The organism is Streptomyces sp. NPDC004542 (assembly GCF_040610035.1).
Classification (GTDB): Bacteria; Actinomycetota; Actinomycetes; order Streptomycetales; family Streptomycetaceae; genus Streptomyces.
In genome coordinates this window covers 43,186-59,939 of sequence record NZ_JBEXLP010000027.1, presented here as the reverse complement: position 1 = coordinate 59,939, position 16,754 = coordinate 43,186, and the positions used below count along the sequence as shown (strand labels likewise).

Below are 16,754 nucleotides of genomic sequence, written 5' to 3'. Positions count from 1 at the left end.
CGGCCGACGGCAGGAGAACGCCCCTCCAATCACCCGTCCGAGGGACCGTGAGCGAAGGGTAGGCGTGCAATGCTCGGGGAACGGCCCGCTTCTGTCACCATCTACACACTCTGAGTGACCGGACTCGGGCTCACCCCCCGAAAACTTCATGAAGGGAACCGGACATGGGTCCCCATCCTGCGGTCGCGGCGATACGCCTGGCGGTCCGCCGCGTCCTCCACGACATCCTCAACGACGCCCTCAGTGACGTCCCCGTCGTCCCCGTCGTCCCCGCCGTCCCGGTCGTCCCGGTCGCCCCCGACGGCCACCAGGCCTCGGGCCCGGCACCGGGCGGGGCAGCCGAGCGTCCCCCCTCCCCGCTCGTGCTCGTCGCCTGCTCCGGCGGCGCCGACTCCATGGCCCTCGCCTCCGCCCTCGCCTTCGAGGCCCGCAAGCTCGGCGTCCGCGCCGGCGGCGTCACCGTGGACCACGGCCTCCAGCCCGGATCCGACCTGCGTGCCCAGGAGGTCGTCCTCAGACTGCGCGAGCTCGGCCTCGACCCGGTGGAGTCCACCGCCGTCACCGTCGGCCGCGAGGGCGGGCCCGAGGCCGCCGCCCGGGACGCCCGTTACGCCGCCCTCGACGCCGCCGCCGAACGCCACGGCGCCACCGCGATCCTGCTCGGGCACACCCGCGACGACCAGGCCGAAACCGTCCTGCTCGGCCTCGCCCGCGGCTCCGGCATCCGCTCCCTGTCCGGGATGGCCGCGGTCTCGGGGGCCGGCGGCCGTTACCGGCGGCCCTTCCTCCAGCTCGACCGGCAGACCGCCCGCAAGGCCTGCATGGTCCAGTCGCTGCCCGTTTGGGACGATCCTCACAACGCGGATCCCGCGTACACCCGCTCCCGGCTCCGCCACGAAGGTCTGCCCGCCCTGGAGAAGGCGCTCGGCAAGGGCGTCGTCGAGGCCCTCGCCCGCACCGCCCAGCTCTCCCGCGACGACGCCGACGCCCTCGACGCCTGGGCCCGCCGGGCCGAGCCCACGGTCCGCGACGCCGCAGGTCTGCTGGAGTGCGCCAAGCTGTACGCCCTCCCGCCCGCCGTGCGCCGCCGCATCCTGCGCCGCGCCGCCATCGAGGCCGGCGCCCCGGCCGGATCGCTGTTCGCCCGCCACATCGAGGAAGTCGACCGGCTGATCACCGGCTGGAGAGGCCAGGGGGCCATCAATCTCCCGGGCAAAGTCGTCGTCCGGCGGCAGGGTGGCAGACTGGTGGTTCGGCAGGGCTGAATCCCGTACCTCCCGGAGCAACCGTCCGGCGGTCCCGGACAGCCGGAGGCCGTAAGTGCGGGACGACCGAAAGTGATGCGGGTGGACGCGAACGACATGGGTGCCGACCTCAAGCAGGTGCTCATCACCAAGGAAGAGATCGACGCGAAGCTGGCCGAGCTGGCCGCGAAGATCGACGCTGAGTACGAGGGCAGGGACCTGCTGATCGTCGGCGTGCTGAAGGGCGCCGTCATGGTCATGGCGGACCTCGCCCGGGCGCTGTCCACCCCCGTCACGATGGACTGGATGGCCGTGTCGTCGTACGGCGCGGGCACCCAGTCCTCCGGAGTCGTGCGGATCCTCAAGGATCTCGACACCGACATCAAGGGCAAGCACGTCCTGATCGTCGAGGACATCATCGACTCCGGCCTGACGCTGTCCTGGCTGCTGTCCAACCTCGGTTCGCGCGAGCCCGAGTCGCTCAAGGTGTGCACGCTGCTGCGCAAGCCGGACGCGGCCAAGGTCGCCATCGACGTGGAGTGGGTCGGCTTCGACATCCCCAACGAGTTCGTCGTGGGCTACGGCCTCGACTACGCCGAGAAGTACCGGAACCTCCCGTTCGTCGGTACGCTCGCCCCCCACGTCTACGGCGGCTGAGCCTCACGGGGCCCAAGCACGTAAGACGATCGGGAACCCCAGCGGGTTTCTTACCGTTGGAGCATGCAGAGACGGACAACGAGCCGTCCGAGCACCTTCAGACGGCTTCGGGCAACCAAGCTGGGGTACCGTCAGAAGAACTGTCTTATCAAACTCACTATGGCAGGAGGGACGGGGCGACACCGCTCCGTATGGATGGACGTGAAGCGATACTTCCGTGGGCCGGTCATGTGGATCGTGCTGGCCGTCCTTGCCGTGGTCGTGTTGATGCAGGTCGTCGGCTCGTCCGGCGGCTACAAGACGGTGGACACCGGCCAGGTCGTGGCGGCGATCAATGAGAACAAGGTCGAGTCGGCCAAGCTCACCACCGGCGACGAGCAGACCGTCAAGGTCACGCTCAAGGACGGTGTGAAGGTCGACGGCAGCTCGAAGATCCAGGCGAGCTACATCGGCGACCAGGGCGTGGCCATCGCCAGCACGCTGCAGAACAAGTACCAGGACAAGCAGATCCCGGACGGCTACACGGTGGCGCCGTCCAAGCAGAACCCCTTCCTCGGTGTCCTGCTCTCCCTGCTCCCCTTCGTCCTCATCGTGGTCGTCTTCCTGTTCCTGATGAACCAGATGCAGGGCGGCGGCTCCCGGGTCATGAACTTCGGCAAGTCCAAGGCGAAGCTCATCACCAAGGACACCCCGAAGACGACGTTCACGGACGTCGCGGGCGCGGACGAGGCCGTCGAGGAGCTCCAGGAGATCAAGGAGTTCCTTCAGGAACCGGCCAAGTTCCAGGCCGTCGGCGCCAAGATCCCCAAGGGCGTGCTGCTGTACGGCCCGCCCGGCACCGGCAAGACCCTGCTCGCGCGCGCCGTCGCCGGCGAGGCGGGCGTGCCCTTCTACTCGATCTCCGGTTCCGACTTCGTCGAGATGTTCGTCGGTGTCGGTGCCTCCCGGGTGCGTGACCTGTTCGAGCAGGCCAAGGCGAACGCCCCGGCGATCGTCTTCGTCGACGAGATCGACGCGGTCGGCCGCCACCGCGGCGCCGGCCTGGGCGGCGGTCACGACGAGCGCGAGCAGACGCTGAACCAGCTGCTCGTCGAGATGGACGGCTTCGACGTCAAGGGCGGTGTGATCCTCATCGCCGCCACGAACCGCCCCGACATCCTCGACCCCGCCCTCCTGCGCCCCGGCCGCTTCGACCGCCAGATCGCGGTCGACCGTCCGGACATGCAGGGCCGTCTGGAGATCCTCAAGGTCCACCAGAAGGGCAAGCCGGTCGCCCCGGACGTCGACCTGGCCGCGGTCGCCCGCCGCACGCCGGGCTTCACCGGCGCCGACCTGTCGAACGTGCTGAACGAGGCGGCCCTGCTCACGGCCCGCAGCGACCAGAAGCTCATCGACAACAAGATGCTGGACGAGGCGATCGACCGCGTGGTCGCGGGCCCGCAGAAGCGGACCCGGATCATGTCGGACAAGGAGAAGAAGATCACCGCGTACCACGAGGGCGGTCACGCCCTGGTCGCGGCGGCCTCCCCCAACTCCGACCCGGTGCACAAGATCACCATCCTGTCGAGAGGCCGTGCCCTCGGCTACACGATGGTGCTCCCGGACGAGGACAAGTACTCGACCACGCGCAACGAGATGCTGGACCAGCTGGCGTACATGCTGGGCGGCCGCGCGGCCGAGGAGCTCGTCTTCCACGACCCGACCACGGGCGCGGCGAACGACATCGAGAAGGCCACCGCCACCGCCCGCGCGATGGTCACCCAGTACGGCATGACCGAGCGCCTGGGTGCCATCAAGTTCGGTGGCGACAACACCGAGCCGTTCCTCGGCCGTGAGATGGCTCACCAGCGCGACTACTCGGAAGAGGTCGCCGCGCTGGTGGACGAGGAAGTCAAGAAGCTCATCGAGAACGCGCACAACGAGGCCTGGGAGATCCTGGTCGAGAACCGCGACGTCCTCGACAACCTGGTGCTCCAGCTGCTGGAGAAGGAGACCCTGGGCAAGGAGGAGATCGCCGAGATCTTCGCCCCGATCCACAAGCGCCCGCCGCGGCCCGCGTGGACCGGCTCCTCCCGCCGTACGCCGTCCACCCGCCCGCCGGTGCTCTCCCCCAAGGAGCTCGCGCTGACCAACGGTGCGAACGGCGCGACCCCGGCGATCAGCACGGCGAAGTCCACGGCGGCGGAGCCCGCCCCGGCGGCCGAGCCGGCCGCGGAGGACCGTCCCGAGAGCTGACCCCCGGACCGGAATGATTGCCACGCCCCCCAGGTTCTAGCCTGGGGGGTGCGGCGTTTCACCTGCCGCCGAGTGACGAAGGAACGAGGCTTCACCATGACCGACCCCGTGACGCTGGACAGCGACGGCACGATCGGCGAGTTCGACGAGAAGCGCGCCGAGAACGCCGTCCGCGAACTGCTGATCGCGGTCGGCGAGGACCCGGACCGCGAGGGACTCAGGGAGACCCCGGCGCGGGTGGCGCGGGCCTACCGGGAGATCTTCGCGGGGCTGTGGCAGAAGCCCGAGGACGTGCTGACCACGACGTTCGACCTCGGACACGACGAGATGGTGCTCGTGAAGGACATCGAGGTCCTGAGCAGCTGTGAACATCACCTCGTGCCGTTCGTCGGGGTCGCCCACGTGGGGTACATCCCGTCCGCCGACGGCAAGATCACGGGCCTTTCCAAGCTGGCCCGGCTCGTGGACGTCTACGCCCGCCGCCCGCAGGTGCAGGAACGACTCACCACGCAGATCGCCGACTCCCTCATGGCGATCCTGGAGCCCCGGGGCGTGATCGTCGTCGTCGAGTGCGAGCACATGTGCATGTCGATGCGCGGTGTCCGCAAGCCCGGGGCGAAGACCATCACCTCAGCGGTGCGCGGGCAGCTCCGCGACCCGGCGACGCGCAACGAGGCGATGAGCCTGATCATGGCGCGTTAGGCCCTGTCGGCCTGGTCCGTCCGGTCAGGCCACCGGTTCCGCCCCCGGATGGTTCTCGTCGTCGTCCTCGGGGAGCTTGCAGACGCGCTCCAGGTACAGGGCGGCCGCTATGACGGCGATGCCGGCCAGGACCGAGAAGGCCGCGTAGACGGCCTGGTCGCGGCGGGCGGGGAAGTCGAGGAGTTCCAGGAGGAAGACGCCCGTGCCGCCGTACATGCCGGCGACCAGGGCGGCGACCAGGGCACTGGCCTGGCCGAAGACGACCGCCCGGGCGGCCATCAGGGGGTCGACGCCCTTGGCCTCCGGGCGGCGTTCGCGCTGGGCCTTGAGGCGGGCGCGCAGGGAGAACGCCGTGGACAGCAGGACCACGGCGATCAGTGCGAGGACGATCGGGGCGGCCAGCGGAACGCTGGGCAGCGTCCCGATCGAGTTCCACAGGCGGGCCCCCGCCCAGGACAGGACGCCGGCCACGACGAACACGCCGGCCAGCACCCTGATGCGCAGCTCTCTCACGATGTCCCTTCAGCTCCCCCGGACCGTGGTCGTGGCGGCCCACGCCGCGGTGCCCGTGTGCCGGTCGTCCCTGACCCTAACGACTACTCGGGCAGTCGGAGTTCCACGTCCCCCCGGGCCGCGACGCCGTCCCGGGTGACCGTGCCGAGGAGGTCGGCGACCGCGCCGCGGCCGGGCAGCCGGGCGCCGGGGTCCACGTCGTGCCAGGGCGCCAGGACGAAGGCGCGCTCGTGGGCGCGCGGGTGGGGCAGGGTGAGGTGCGGGTCGTCGGAGGTGACGTCGGCGTACGCGACGATGTCGACGTCGAGGGTGCGCGGCCCCCAGTGCTCCTCCCGTACCCGGTTGAAGGCCTCCTCGACGGCGTGCGCGCGCTCCAGCAGCGAGGACGGGGGGAGGGTGGTCTTCAGGACCACGACCGCGTTGAAGTACGACGGCTGGCTGTCGGGCTCCACGCCCCACGGCTCCGTCTCGTACACGGGGGAGACCGCCTTGACGCGGACGCCGGGGGTGTCCTCGAGCGCGTCGACGGCGCCCTGAAGGATCTCCAGGCGGTTGCCGAGGTTCGAGCCGAGGGAGAGCACGGCGCGCTTCGGGTTCTGCAGGGTGGTGTCGGCGGCGTCGACCTGTGCCACGACGGAGGCGGGCACCGGCTGTACGGTCGGGTCGGTGGGACCCTGCGTGAAGGATGCGGTCATACTCGGCTCCGGGTGATGGTGACGGTCACGTCGTCGAAGGGGACGGTGATGGGGGCGTCCGGCTTGTGGACGCGGACCTCGACCTCCTGGAGCCCTTCGTGCCTCAGGCAGGCCTGGGCGATGCGCTCGGCGAGCGTCTCTATGAGGTTCACCGGTTCGCCCTCGACCACGGCCACGACCTCCTCGGCCACGATGCCGTAGTGCACGGTCTTCGACAGGTCGTCGTCGGCGGCGGCCGGCCGGGTGTCCAGTCCCAGTACGAGGTCCACGACGAAGGTCTGGCCCTTCTCGCGCTCCTCGGGGAACACACCGTGGTGCCCGCGGGCCTTGAGGCCGCGCAACGCGACACGATCCACGCGAATCACTCCTGCAGTCGTCGGACTGTACCTGTCCGGGGATACCCCGGATCCCAGCTGTTCCGTACCGTGTGCGGGCGGCACACCGGCCTCGGACGAATCTACCCGCGGGCGCGGACAGACCCGGGCCGCGGGGGCGTGGGCCGGCGAGGGGACCGGGAGGGTTCATCGCGCGTTTGTCCAGCGGACCCGGCGGCTACGGGCTGGTAGCCGCACCTACCCGCGAGTTCGTGATTCCCACCACCTTTTGGTCCCTGCGGGCCGCCTGCCCACTCAGGCGGGTGTGTCGTCGTCCTCGTCCTCGTCGGTTTCGGCCAGCACGGGGGAGGCGTGGTGGGACCAGAGCTTCCAGCCGGCGGTCGTGCGGCGGAAGACGTTGGTGGCGACGACGAGCTGGCCGACGAGGGGGCCGAGCTCCTCGCCGCCCTCCGGCGCGGGGCCGCCGCTGAGGATGTTCTCCGTGCAGGTCACGAGGGCGGTGTCACCGGTGACGGAGACGTGCACGTCGGTGAGGAAGAACTGGATGTACTCGGTGTTCGCCATGATCAGCGCGTACGACCTGAGGACCTCGCCGCGGCCGGTGAGCACCGGCCAGCCGGGATGCACGCAGGAGATCACCCCGGCGTCCGCCGGGTCGTGGTACGTCTCGTCGACGCCCAGGTCGGACGGGGTGAGCCAGAGCGCCGACAGCTCTTCGAAGTCGCCGCGTTCCATGGCCTCGTAGAAGGCCGTGTTGGCCAGCTCGACCTGCTCGACGTCGGTGTGCGGTGCGCTCACCGAGCCCCCTCCACCGCCCGCGCCACCCGGACCGCGTCGGCCGTGGCGCGTACCTCGTGGACCCGGACCGCCCAGGCGCCGGCCTCGGCGGCGAGGGCGGAGACGGCGGCGGTGGCGGCGTCGCGCTCCCGGGCGGGCGGCGGGGAGCCCTCGGGGCCGGCCAGGACCCGGCCGAGGAAACGTTTGCGGGAGGCGGCGACCAGCAGGGGGCGGCCCAGGGCGCGCAGCCGGCCGAGGTGGGCGAGGAGGGCGAGGTCGTGGTCGGCCTCCTTGGAGAAGCCGAGTCCGGGGTCGACGACGATCCGGTCGGGGGCGATGCCGCCCGCCAGGACGGCCTCCACGCGCGCGTACAGCTCGTCGACGACCTCGGTCACGACGTCCTCGTACACGCCCTTGACGTTGCCGCCGTGCAGGAAGCCCCGCCAGTGCATGACGACGAAGGGGGCGCCCGCCTCCGCCACCACCGGGATCATGGCGGGGTCGGCGAGACCGCCGCTGACGTCGTTGACGAGTGCGGCGCCCGCGGCGAGGGCCTGCGCGGCGACCGAGGCGCGCAGGGTGTCGACGGAGACGACGACGCCCTCGGAGGCGAGGCCGCGGACGACGGGGACGACGCGCCGCAGCTCCTCGTCCTCGTCGACGCGGGTGGCGCCGGGCCGGGTGGACTCGCCGCCGACGTCCACCAGGTCGGCTCCCTCGGCGACCAGCTCGAGCCCGTGCTTGACGGCGGCCGTGGTGTCGAAGAAGCGGCCGCCGTCGGAGAAGGAGTCGGGGGTCACGTTCACGACGCCCATGACCGCGCAGCGGTCCCACGCCGGAAGGCCCGCCACTGTGCCGCGCCCGCTCTGGTTGCTCATACGTTCAGCCTAGGCCCAGGACCGGGACGGCCACGTGTGCGGCCCGGTCGGAGGCGGCCCGGGCCGGGCGGGGTCATGCCGCCCGCACGTCGCGTTCGGCGAGGCCGTGGGAGCACGGGCGGGCGGCGGCGGTGCGGCGGCGCAGGAAGCGCGGCAGCGGCAGCGCCAGATTGACGAAGCCCTCCGCCTGCATGGCGGCGAAGCCGATGCGGGGCAGGTCGCCGGAGGCCCGGTAGACCACGAAACGCGGCTCCCAGCGTGGCTGGAACTTGGCGTTGAACTTGTACAGGGACTCGATCTGGAACCAGCGCGAGAGGAACACCAGCAGTCCGCGCCAGGCGCGCAGCACCGGACCCGCGCCGATCTTCTCCCCGCGCGCGAGGGCCGAACGGAACATCGCGAAGTTCAGCGACACCCGCGTGATGCCGAACCTGGGAGCCGCCTGGAGCGCGGCGACGATCAGCAGTTCGTTCATGCCCGGGTCGGCCGAGCGGTCACGCCGCATCAGGTCCAGGGAGGCGCCGTCGGTGCCCCAGGGCACGAAGTGCAGGATCGCCTTCAGGTCGCCGTACTCGCCGGGCTGGTCGTCAGCCTTGTGCGCGGTGGCGATCAGGCAGTCGCCGTCGGCGGGGTCGCCGACGCGGCCGAGCGCCATGGAGAAGCCGCGCTCGGTGTCGGTGCCCCGCCAGTCCTCCGCCGCGCGCCGGATCCGGTCGAGTTCGGCCTCGCCGAGGTCACGGACACGCCGTACCCGCGTTTCGTAGCCGGCCCGCTCGATGCGCTTGACCATCTGTCGCACGTTGCGCATCGCGCGTCCGGCGAGCGAGAAATCCGCGACGTCCACCACTGCCTCGTCACCCAGTTCGAGGGCGTCCAGACCGGTCTCGCGCGTCCACACCTCGCCGCCGGTCTCCGAGCAGCCCATGACCGCGGGGGTCCAGGAGTGGGCCTTGGCCTCGTCCATGAACCGCTCGATGGCGCCGGGCCAGGCCTCGACGTCGCCGATGGGGTCACCGCTGGCGAGCATCACGCCGGACACGACCCGGTAGGTCACCGCCGCCTTGCCGCTGGGGGAGAAGACGACGGCCTTGTCGCGGCGCAGCGCGAAGTGGCCGAGGGAGTCGCGGGCGCCGTGCCCGTCCAGCAGCGCCCGCAGCCGGCTCTCGTCCTCCTCGGTGAGGCGGGCGGCCGGGTGTTCGGGACGGAAGGCCAGGTAGATGGTGGTGGCGGCGGTGATCCAGCCGAGGGCGCCCAGCGAGAAGGCGACCGTCCAGGAGGTGTTGCCCTGGTAGTCCACCGGGCCTTCGAAGCCGAACAGGCCGTACAGGACGTGGGTCAGCCGATCGGCCAGGCTCGGGTCGCCGACCATGCGGTCCGGGTGGACGCTGACGATGACGAGTCCGAGAACGAGGGAGCCGGCGCCCATGAGGACGAAGTTGGCGAGCGCGCGCCACCGGCTGCGTGGATCGGGCAGGGCCGCGAACTCGGCGCGGTGGCGCAGCAGCGGTACGAGCAGCGCCAGCGAGATCAGCGCTCCGACGACGGAGTGCCGGTACACGAACTGCGCCGCCGCGCCGGCCGGCAGCAGCGCCACCGCGGCCCGCCACGCCCGGCGCTTGCGCCGCTTGAGCCCGTGTGCGAGGAGCAGCAGCAGCACGCCCGCGCTGAGCGAGAGCGCCGCGGCGAAGGGGCCGAAGGATCCCGGCAGTATCTCCACCATGGCGTGCATACGGCTGTGACGGAAGCGCGGGAACACGCCCGCGGCGATGTCCAGGAGCCCTACGACCGCGCAGGCCCGGCCGACCAGCGCGGGGACGGCCGCGGGGCGCGGACCGCGGACCATCCGCCGCGCCCGGCTCGATCGGCTCGGAACCCCGCCCGACATTTCCCCATCTATCCTGACAGACATCGCATCCCGTAGTTCTGCGAGAGACCTTGAGTCCGGTGACCGGTTCGGGCATCCGGCGACATTGCGCCCTCTAGGACGGTGTCTCGGGGAAGGAGGTTCCTTCCTCGCCGGAAAGCCGGTCCAAAGCCCAAGGAAAGCCCGGGGCAAGCCATGGCGACGATCGCGTGGGCGAGCCGTGGGCGGAAAGCGCAGGCAGGAACAGCCCATGGGACTCACGAGCAACAAAGTGCTGGTGACGGCGGTCGCGCTGGCCGTGCTGCTGTTCGTCGGCACGGTGTGGCAGTGGCCGCGGCTCGCGCGGGGCGACTGGCGGTCCGTCAGCGGGCGGGTCGGCCTGCTCCTCGCCACCCAGGTGGCGGTCTTCGCCTCCCTGGGCATCGCCGTCAACCAGGTCTTCGGCTTCTACGCCAGTTGGGCGGACCTCTTCGGCCGGGAGACCGCCCAGGGCATCGTCGTGGACCACACGGCGGGCGGCGGCAGCGGCGGACCGCTGCAGGTGCGCACCGCGGCGCTGGTGCAAGGGGTGAGCGGGAGACGGCCGCAGACGGCCGGGCAGATCCAGAAGGTGGACGTCGTCGGCCGTACGACCCACATCCCCACACCGGCCTACGTGTATCTGCCGCCGGAGTACTTCCAGCCGCAGTACCGCACACGTACGTTCCCCGTCTCCGTCGTCCTCACCGGATATCCGGGCACCGCACAGGCGCTGGTGGACAAACTGCATTACCCGCGTACGGCGCAGGAGCTGGCCAAGAACGGGCGGATGCAGCCGATGATCCTGATCATGCTGCGGCCGACGGTGGCGCCACCGCGCGACACGGAGTGCGTGGACGTTCCGGGCGGGCCGCGGACGGAGACGTTCTTCGCCAAGGATCTGCCCGATGCCGTACTGGCCCACTACAGGGTGGGTAAAAAGCCCGGGAGCTGGGGAATCATCGGGGACTCGACGGGCGGTTACTGCGCGCTGAAGCTCGCCATGCACCACCCGGGCGTGTATGCGGCCGGGGCGGGCCTGTCCCCCTACTACAAGGCGCCGACCGACCCCACGACCGGTGATCTCTTCCATGGCGACCGCGCGCTGCGGAATCGTTCCGACCTGTGGTGGTGCCTCAAGAACCAGGCCGCGCCCGACACCTCACTGCTCGTCAGCAGCAGCAAGATCGGCGAATCCGACTACAAGGACACGCTGAAATTCATCGATCAGGTACAAGCCACGAAGCTGACCCGGATCTCCTCGATCATCCTGGAGAGCGGCGGCCACAACTTCAACACCTGGCGGCGGGAGATCCCGGCGGCACTGCAGTGGATGAGCGGGCGGCTCACGGACCGCTGAATGTGAAAACTTCGTCATGGCTGTGTTTTTACGGGGCGGGGCGCCAAGAATCGCCTACGCGCGGTAAGTTTCTGGCCATGCCACGTGGACGTCATCGCCATTCCCCACCTTTGCACAGGCTGTTGCCCCCGTCGGCGATCGCAGGCGTCTCCGTCGTCTGCGCGCTGGGCCCCTGGGTGTTCTCGGAGCAGACGGTGCTCCGCTCCCTGGCCGCGGTCGCCGCGGCGACGGCGGTCGCCGGCGCGATCGTCATGCGCCGTTGGGACATCCAGGCGGGCAAGCAGGTCGCCGACCTCTCGCGCGCGCGGGCGAGCGACGAGTGGCGGTTCGAGGAACGGGTCGCCGAACTGGAGACCGACCTCGAGGAGTCCCGCGAGGTGCGCGGGAAGCTGGAGCAGCGGCTGCGGGCCAAGCGGGCGGAACTGACGCGCCTGCGCAACGAGCACGCCGCGCTGCTGCGGCGGTACGCCACGGCGGAGACCGAGCGGGCCAGCGCGCTGGAGGGGCGGCGGCTGCTCGAGATCGAGGCCGCGGAGCCGTCTTCGCCCTCCTCGTCTTCGCCGTCGCTGTCGCGTGCGCTTCCGGCCGCGCGGGCTGCGGAGGAGGACGGGGCCGAAACCGGGATCGGGACCGAGGCCGGGGCCGACGCGTCGGCGGAGCTCTCCGCGGACACGCGGGTTCCTTCCGGGCTGTTCTCCCCCGAGGGTTCCCGGCTGTTCCTGCGGGCCGGGGTGGCGCTGGGCCGGTTCCGCACCGGTGACGAGATGCCGGAGGCCGAGGCCGTCGCCAAAGGAGAAGGCGCCCGCGAGGACGTGACGGAGAAGGCGCTCGCCCCGGAGGCCGGCCCGGAGGACGAGGCGCAGGGGCAGCCCGAGGCGGTCGACGGGCACGAGCACGCGGCCGCCACCACCACGACGGCCCCGGCCGAGCCCGGCCGGTCGGCGAGCCAGTCCACCAGCCAGTCCACGGGGCACTTCGCGGTGCCGACCGCGGTGGCCGTCGTACCGGCCGCGCCCGTGCGGCGCCCGGCGGTCGAGGGCGGGTTCGACTTCTTCGGCACGCAGAAGGACTCGCCGTCCGGTGAGCTGGACGCCGTGCAGAACGAGGACCTCGCCGACGTGGTCGGCCAGGAGGCCCTCGCCCTCCACAAGGCCGAGTCGGAGGCCCATTTCAAGCCGGCCGGCGCGGAGTCCCGCGGGGTCGGCCAGGTCATCGACCTGACGGCCCATGACGAGACGGAACACATCGACCTGCAGGGGCTGCGGAGCGCGGCCTCCTGAGCCTTGCCGACGGCGGCGGGCGGTGGGGTTCGCCCCCGCCGCCCGTACCCGTTCCCCTCCTCGTGCCTTCCAGCTGACCCGCACGGGTGGTGGGCGGGCACCGGCCCGGGGATCAGCTCATCCAGCGGTCGGGGCCCGCGTCCCTCCGGCCCGTGCGGGAGCGTTCCGCCTGGGCGTGGAGCAGCGCCGCGGCCTCGTGCGCGTCGCGCAGGCGGGCTGTGACGGTCTTGCCGGCCCCGGTGTCCACATGGACGTCGGCGAGGCGCCACAGCCGCGCCCAGGGGCCCTGGGTGAGCCTTACGCTCTGCACCTTGGCGTGCGGGACCAGGGAGAGACGGCGGCGCAGCAGCCCTTGCCGGGCGGCGAAGACCGTGTCGGTGACCGCGACGCCGTGGCCCCGCCACCACACCGGCAGGCACCACCCGGCCCGGCGCGGCGGCCGTACCGGAGCGGACGGGACCGTCACCCGGGGCAGTATCCGCGCGACGACGGACTCGGCGACCGCGCGCGGAGCGACCGGCACCAGCACCGAGCCGGAGGACCCGGCCACGTCCAGCTCCACCCGCACCCAGTCGCGCTTGCGCCACAGCAGCGGCTCGACGATCCGCACGGTCTGCACCCGCCCCGGCGGCACCGTCTCGTGCGTGCGGTCGAGCAGCCCGTGGTCGATCCGCAGCCCGTCCGGGGACTCGGCCACCGTCCAGTCGTACTCCCCGACGAACCGCCCGACGGTGTGCGCGCCCGCCGCGCCGAGGAACGGCAGCCCGGTGACGAGCACCGTCCACACGCTGTGGGTGGCGAGCCACAGCACGGGCGGTACGACGAGGGCGGCCGCCAGGGCCCCCCACGTGGCACCCGTCAGCAGCAGCGAGATCGCAAGCTTGTGCGGGGGTACGCGCATCAGCTCCCGCGCCGGCGCCTCGCCCACCTCGCGTGCCGTCTCCGGTGCGAAACCGGCCGCGCGCGCGAGCAGTTCGGCGCGCAACGCCCGGGCCTCGTCCTCACCGAGGAAGGCGAGTTCGTCCTTCTTGTCGGCCCCTACGACATCGATCCGCAGCTTGGCGACACCCGCCACGCGCGCGAGCAGCGGCCGGGTGACGTCGACGGCCTGGATCCGCTCCAGCCGGATGTGCGCGGTACGCCGGAAGACCAGCCCCGTACGGATGCGCAACTCGGCGTCGGTCACCGCGAAGTGCGTGAACCACCAGGACAGGAAGCCGTACAGGGAGGCCGCCGGGACCAGCACGGCGAGCCCGGCCAGGAGCATGGTCGTGGTCAGCCTCGTCAGCTGCTCCTGCGCCTGGTCCGGGTCGTGCGCGGCCCACCCGGCGAGCACGGCGACCGGCGCCCACGCCCGCCGGAACGGCGTCACCGGGTGCAGCCTCCGCTCGGCCACGGGCGCCGCCCGCCGTATGCCGTCGGAGGCTTCCGGCGCCGTCACAGGCCCGCCGAACGGGCCTCGCCCAGCTCGCTGAGCCGGTCGCGCAGCCGCTCCGCCTCGGCCGGGGCGAGCCCGGGGATGGCCGCGTCGGTCGCGGCGGCCGCCGTGTGCAGCTGCACGCTCGCCAGGCCGAAGTGGCGTTCCACCGGTCCGGAGGTCACCTCGACCAGCTGCATCCGCCCGTACGGCACGACGGTCTCCTCGCGCCACAGCACCCCGCGGCTGATCAGCAGGTCGTCGGCGCGCTCGGCGTAGCGCCAGGACCGCCAGTTGCGGCCGAGCAGCACCCAGCCCCACGCCGTCAGGGCCAGCGGCAGCAGCGCGAACGCGGCCCACCCCGGCCCGGCGAGCAGCCCGAGCAGCAGGCCCACGGCGAGCGCCGCCGCGCCCAGCCACAGCACCAGCAACAGCCGCCGCATCCGCAGCAGCCCCGGCGGCAGCCCCCGCCACACCGGCTCGGCCGCCGTCGCCGCGCCGCTTTCTGCGCTCCCCGTCTCCATACGGTCAGCCTACGTAGGGGAGACTGTGCCCATGACGTCCATCACTCCCGCGACCCCCGCGACCCCCGCGACGGAGACCACGGTCGGGATCGGCGGCGCCGCGGAGAGCACCGACATGGTGCTGAACATCGGGCCCCAGCACCCGTCCACGCACGGCGTGCTGCGGCTGAAGCTGGTACTGGACGGCGAGCGCATCGTGCGCGCGGAACCGGTGATCGGCTACATGCACCGCGGCGCGGAGAAGCTGTTCGAGGCGCGCGACTACCGCCAGATCATCATGCTCGCCAACCGGCACGACTGGCTGTCGGCCTTCTCCAACGAGCTGGGCGTGGTGCTCGCTGTCGAGCGGATGCTCGGCATGGAGGTCCCCGAGCGCGCGGTGTGGACGCGCACCCTGCTCGCCGAGCTGAACCGGGTGCTGAACCACCTGATGTTCCTCGGCTCCTACCCGCTGGAGCTGGGCGGCATCACCCCGGTCTTCTACGCGTTCCGGGAGCGCGAGGTGCTCCAGAACGTCATGGAGGAGGTCTCCGGCGGACGCATGCACTACATGTTCAACCGCGTCGGCGGCCTGAAGGAGGACCTGCCGGCCGGCTGGGCCGCACGCGCGCGTGGCGCCGTCGCCGCCGTCCGCTCGCGCATGGACGTCTTCGACGACCTGGTGCTCGGCAACGAGATCTTCCGAGGGCGCACCCGGGACGTGGGGGCGCTCACACCCGAGGCCGTGCACGCCTACGGCGTGAGCGGGCCCATCGCGCGCGCCTCGGGCGTCGACTTCGACCTGCGCCGCGACGAGCCGTACCTGGCGTACGGGGAACTGCAGGACGTCCTTCAGGTCGTCACCCGGCAAGAGGGCGACTGCCTGGCCCGCTTCGAGTGCCTCCTGGCGCAGACCCACAACGCGCTGGACCTGGCCGACGCCTGCCTGGACCGGCTCGTGGAGCTGCCGCCCGGTCCGATCAACCAGCGGCTGCCGAAGGTGCTGAAGGCGCCCGAGGGCCACACGTACGCGTGGACCGAGAACCCGCTCGGCATCAACGGCTACTACCTGGTCAGCAAGGGCGAGAAGACCCCGTACCGGCTGAAGCTGCGCTCGGCCTCGTACAACAACATCCAGGTGCTGACCGAACTGCTGCCGGGGACGCTGGTGGCTGACATGGTGGCGATCCTGGGCTCACTGTTCTTCGTGGTCGGGGACATCGACAAATAGGTCCGGACCGGCGAAGGGGTCCGTGACCCCGACCGGCTGGAGCAGCCACCCGAAGTCCCCGAGGCCGCCGGGCGCCGTCAGCTCGGCGGCCTCGCCGGCGCTCGCCAGGGCGCGTACGTACCCGGCCGGGTCGGTGGACGCCAGCGCGAGCGGGGGGCGTGCGCCCGTGAGGCCCAAGGCGCGCAGGGCAGCGCGCTGGGCGAGCAGGCGTGCGCCGGGGAGTGCGCCCGCCGTGGGGTGCGCCGCGCACGCGTCCAGGGCCACATGCGCGGTGATGTCGCACGACCCGTCCGGCACGGGCGCCGTCTCGCGCCCCTCCCGGAAACCGGTGAGTGTCCCGAAGGGGGGACGGCTGTCCGCGGTGTGCGCGTAGTCCACGGCGACCGCCAGCCCCCGCTCGACGCGTGCGACGGCCGACGCCCACGCGATGTCCCTGGGCAGCCCGATCTCGGCCCGCAGCCCCTCCTCGGGCGGCAGCGGCCACCACCGCGCCAGCCACTCGGCCGCCGCCCCCGACACCGGTTCCCCGAGCCGCTCGCGCCCGTCCTCCCGGACGAGCACCCGCCGGGGCACACCCGCCGGGTCCACCTCCACGACCTCCACGGGCACGTTGTCCAGCCACTCGTTGGCGAACAGCAGCCCGCACACCCCCTCCGGCGGCTCGCTCAGCCAGGCGATCCGGTCGTCGAGCCCCGCCGGGCGGCCGGCCAGCTCGACGGCGTACCCGCGCGCGCGGGCGGCCACCCGGTCCGGCAGCGCGGCCAGCACACCGGTCACCAGCTCGCCCCGCCCGGCCCCCAGGTCGACGAAGTCCAGCGTCCCCGGCCGTCCCAGCGCCTCGTCCACCCGGCACAGCAGCCGTGCCACGGCCCGTGCGAAGAGCGGCGAGGCGTGGACGGAGGTCCGGAAGTGCCCGGCCGGTCCCTCGGGCCGCCGGTAGAAGCCGCCGGGCCCGTACAGGGCCGTCTCGGTGGCCGCCCGCCAGCCCCGCCACTGCCCGGAGTTCTCATCCCTCACCGGGACAGACTAGGCGCACAGGTGATCA

Annotated in this window: 16 protein-coding genes; 7 read left to right on the top strand and 9 right to left on the bottom strand. The window is 72.0% G+C overall.

All coding sequences use genetic code 11. The annotated features are described in order from the left end of the window. The first annotated feature begins 164 nt into the window (after positions 1 to 164). The 4 genes from tilS (at position 165) to folE (ending at position 4,838) form a co-directional block, all read left to right on the top strand. A complete protein-coding gene (tilS, locus tag ABZX30_RS17465; protein WP_355934317.1) occupies positions 165 to 1,265 on the top strand; it encodes a tRNA lysidine(34) synthetase TilS in 1,101 nt (366 codons plus the stop codon). A gap of 75 nt (positions 1,266 to 1,340) precedes the next feature. After that, positions 1,341 to 1,901 carry a hypoxanthine phosphoribosyltransferase gene (hpt, locus tag ABZX30_RS17460; protein ID WP_355934315.1) on the top strand — a complete coding sequence of 187 codons (561 nt, stop codon included), beginning with the start codon at positions 1,341 to 1,343 and terminating at the stop codon, positions 1,899 to 1,901. Positions 1,902 to 2,096: 195 nt separating this feature from the next. Continuing rightward, positions 2,097 to 4,136: an ATP-dependent zinc metalloprotease FtsH gene (ftsH, locus tag ABZX30_RS17455; RefSeq protein WP_355934313.1), complete on the top strand. Its 2,040-nt coding sequence runs from the start codon at positions 2,097 to 2,099 to the stop codon at positions 4,134 to 4,136. Positions 4,137 to 4,232: 96 nt separating this feature from the next. Further along, on the top strand, positions 4,233 to 4,838 hold the full coding sequence (folE, locus tag ABZX30_RS17450) for a GTP cyclohydrolase I FolE (RefSeq protein WP_355934312.1): 606 nt from the start codon (positions 4,233 to 4,235) through the stop codon (positions 4,836 to 4,838). Positions 4,839 to 4,862: 24 nt separating this feature from the next. Here the strand turns inward: folE and ABZX30_RS17445 are convergent, their stop codons facing one another. From ABZX30_RS17445 to ABZX30_RS17420, 6 genes are all read right to left on the bottom strand, one after another. Further along, positions 4,863 to 5,351, bottom strand: coding sequence for a DUF3180 domain-containing protein (locus ABZX30_RS17445; protein ID WP_355934311.1), 489 nt, complete (start codon positions 5,349 to 5,351; stop codon positions 4,863 to 4,865). Between the two features lie 83 nt (positions 5,352 to 5,434). Beyond that, positions 5,435 to 6,046, bottom strand: coding sequence for a 2-amino-4-hydroxy-6-hydroxymethyldihydropteridine diphosphokinase (gene folK, locus ABZX30_RS17440; protein ID WP_355934309.1), 612 nt, complete (start codon positions 6,044 to 6,046; stop codon positions 5,435 to 5,437). Then, positions 6,043 to 6,402, bottom strand: coding sequence for a dihydroneopterin aldolase (folB, locus tag ABZX30_RS17435; RefSeq protein WP_355934308.1), 360 nt, complete (start codon positions 6,400 to 6,402; stop codon positions 6,043 to 6,045). Before folB ends, folK begins: the two co-directional genes overlap by 4 nt. 273 nt (positions 6,403 to 6,675) lie before the next feature. Beyond that, positions 6,676 to 7,179, bottom strand: a complete 504-nt coding sequence (locus tag ABZX30_RS17430; protein WP_355934306.1) for a nuclear transport factor 2 family protein — start codon at positions 7,177 to 7,179, stop codon at positions 6,676 to 6,678. Continuing rightward, positions 7,176 to 8,036: a dihydropteroate synthase gene (folP, locus tag ABZX30_RS17425; RefSeq protein WP_355934304.1), complete on the bottom strand. Its 861-nt coding sequence runs from the start codon at positions 8,034 to 8,036 to the stop codon at positions 7,176 to 7,178. Before folP ends, ABZX30_RS17430 begins: the two co-directional genes overlap by 4 nt. Positions 8,037 to 8,109: 73 nt before the next feature. Next, on the bottom strand, positions 8,110 to 9,921 hold the full coding sequence (locus tag ABZX30_RS17420) for a phosphatidylglycerol lysyltransferase domain-containing protein (RefSeq protein ID WP_355934303.1): 1,812 nt from the start codon (positions 9,919 to 9,921) through the stop codon (positions 8,110 to 8,112). A gap of 229 nt (positions 9,922 to 10,150) precedes the next feature. Between ABZX30_RS17420 and ABZX30_RS17415 the strand changes: the two genes are divergently transcribed. Together ABZX30_RS17415 and ABZX30_RS17410 are read left to right on the top strand one after the other, a co-directional pair. Beyond that, entirely contained in the window at positions 10,151 to 11,278 is a 1,128-nt protein-coding gene (locus tag ABZX30_RS17415) for an alpha/beta hydrolase-fold protein (RefSeq protein ID WP_355934301.1), read from the top strand. A gap of 110 nt (positions 11,279 to 11,388) precedes the next feature. Continuing rightward, positions 11,389 to 12,558 carry a hypothetical protein gene (locus ABZX30_RS17410; RefSeq protein WP_355934300.1) on the top strand — a complete coding sequence of 390 codons (1,170 nt, stop codon included), beginning with the start codon at positions 11,389 to 11,391 and terminating at the stop codon, positions 12,556 to 12,558. A gap of 112 nt (positions 12,559 to 12,670) precedes the next feature. Here ABZX30_RS17410 and ABZX30_RS17405 read toward each other — a convergent pair whose 3' ends face one another. Beyond that, positions 12,671 to 13,999: a PH domain-containing protein gene (locus tag ABZX30_RS17405; protein ID WP_355934299.1), complete on the bottom strand. Its 1,329-nt coding sequence runs from the start codon at positions 13,997 to 13,999 to the stop codon at positions 12,671 to 12,673. Beyond that, on the bottom strand, positions 13,996 to 14,499 hold the full coding sequence (locus ABZX30_RS17400) for a PH domain-containing protein (RefSeq protein WP_355934297.1): 504 nt from the start codon (positions 14,497 to 14,499) through the stop codon (positions 13,996 to 13,998). Before ABZX30_RS17400 ends, ABZX30_RS17405 begins: the two co-directional genes overlap by 4 nt. Before the next feature lie 31 nt (positions 14,500 to 14,530). Here ABZX30_RS17400 and ABZX30_RS17395 point away from each other — a divergent pair, with 31 nt between their 5' ends. Next, complete coding sequence (locus ABZX30_RS17395; protein WP_355934296.1) at positions 14,531 to 15,709, top strand: NADH-quinone oxidoreductase subunit D; 1,179 nt, start codon at positions 14,531 to 14,533, stop codon at positions 15,707 to 15,709. Here ABZX30_RS17395 and ABZX30_RS17390 read toward each other — a convergent pair. Continuing rightward, entirely contained in the window at positions 15,674 to 16,726 is a 1,053-nt protein-coding gene (locus ABZX30_RS17390; RefSeq protein ID WP_355934295.1) for an SAM-dependent methyltransferase, read from the bottom strand. The two genes, ABZX30_RS17395 and ABZX30_RS17390, sit on opposite strands and share 36 nt — an antisense overlap. Positions 16,727 to 16,754: the final 28 nt, after the last annotated feature.

Excerpts from the sequence above, each read along its gene's own strand:
- tilS (WP_355934317.1), top strand. The coding sequence starts at position 165 with ATGGGTCCCCATCCTGCGGTCGCGGCGATACGCCTGGCGGTCCGCCGC.
- ABZX30_RS17420 (WP_355934303.1), bottom strand. The coding sequence starts at position 9,921 with ATGTCGGGCGGGGTTCCGAGCCGATCGAGCCGGGCGCGGCGGATGGTC.
- hpt (WP_355934315.1), top strand. The coding sequence starts at position 1,341 with ATGCGGGTGGACGCGAACGACATGGGTGCCGACCTCAAGCAGGTGCTC.
- ABZX30_RS17400 (WP_355934297.1), bottom strand. The coding sequence starts at position 14,499 with ATGGAGACGGGGAGCGCAGAAAGCGGCGCGGCGACGGCGGCCGAGCCG.
- ABZX30_RS17415 (WP_355934301.1), top strand. The coding sequence starts at position 10,151 with ATGGGACTCACGAGCAACAAAGTGCTGGTGACGGCGGTCGCGCTGGCC.
- ABZX30_RS17395 (WP_355934296.1), top strand. The coding sequence starts at position 14,531 with ATGACGTCCATCACTCCCGCGACCCCCGCGACCCCCGCGACGGAGACC.
- ftsH (WP_355934313.1), top strand. The coding sequence starts at position 2,097 with ATGGACGTGAAGCGATACTTCCGTGGGCCGGTCATGTGGATCGTGCTG.
- folK (WP_355934309.1), bottom strand. The coding sequence starts at position 6,046 with ATGACCGCATCCTTCACGCAGGGTCCCACCGACCCGACCGTACAGCCG.
- folP (WP_355934304.1), bottom strand. The coding sequence starts at position 8,036 with ATGAGCAACCAGAGCGGGCGCGGCACAGTGGCGGGCCTTCCGGCGTGG.
- folE (WP_355934312.1), top strand. The coding sequence starts at position 4,233 with ATGACCGACCCCGTGACGCTGGACAGCGACGGCACGATCGGCGAGTTC.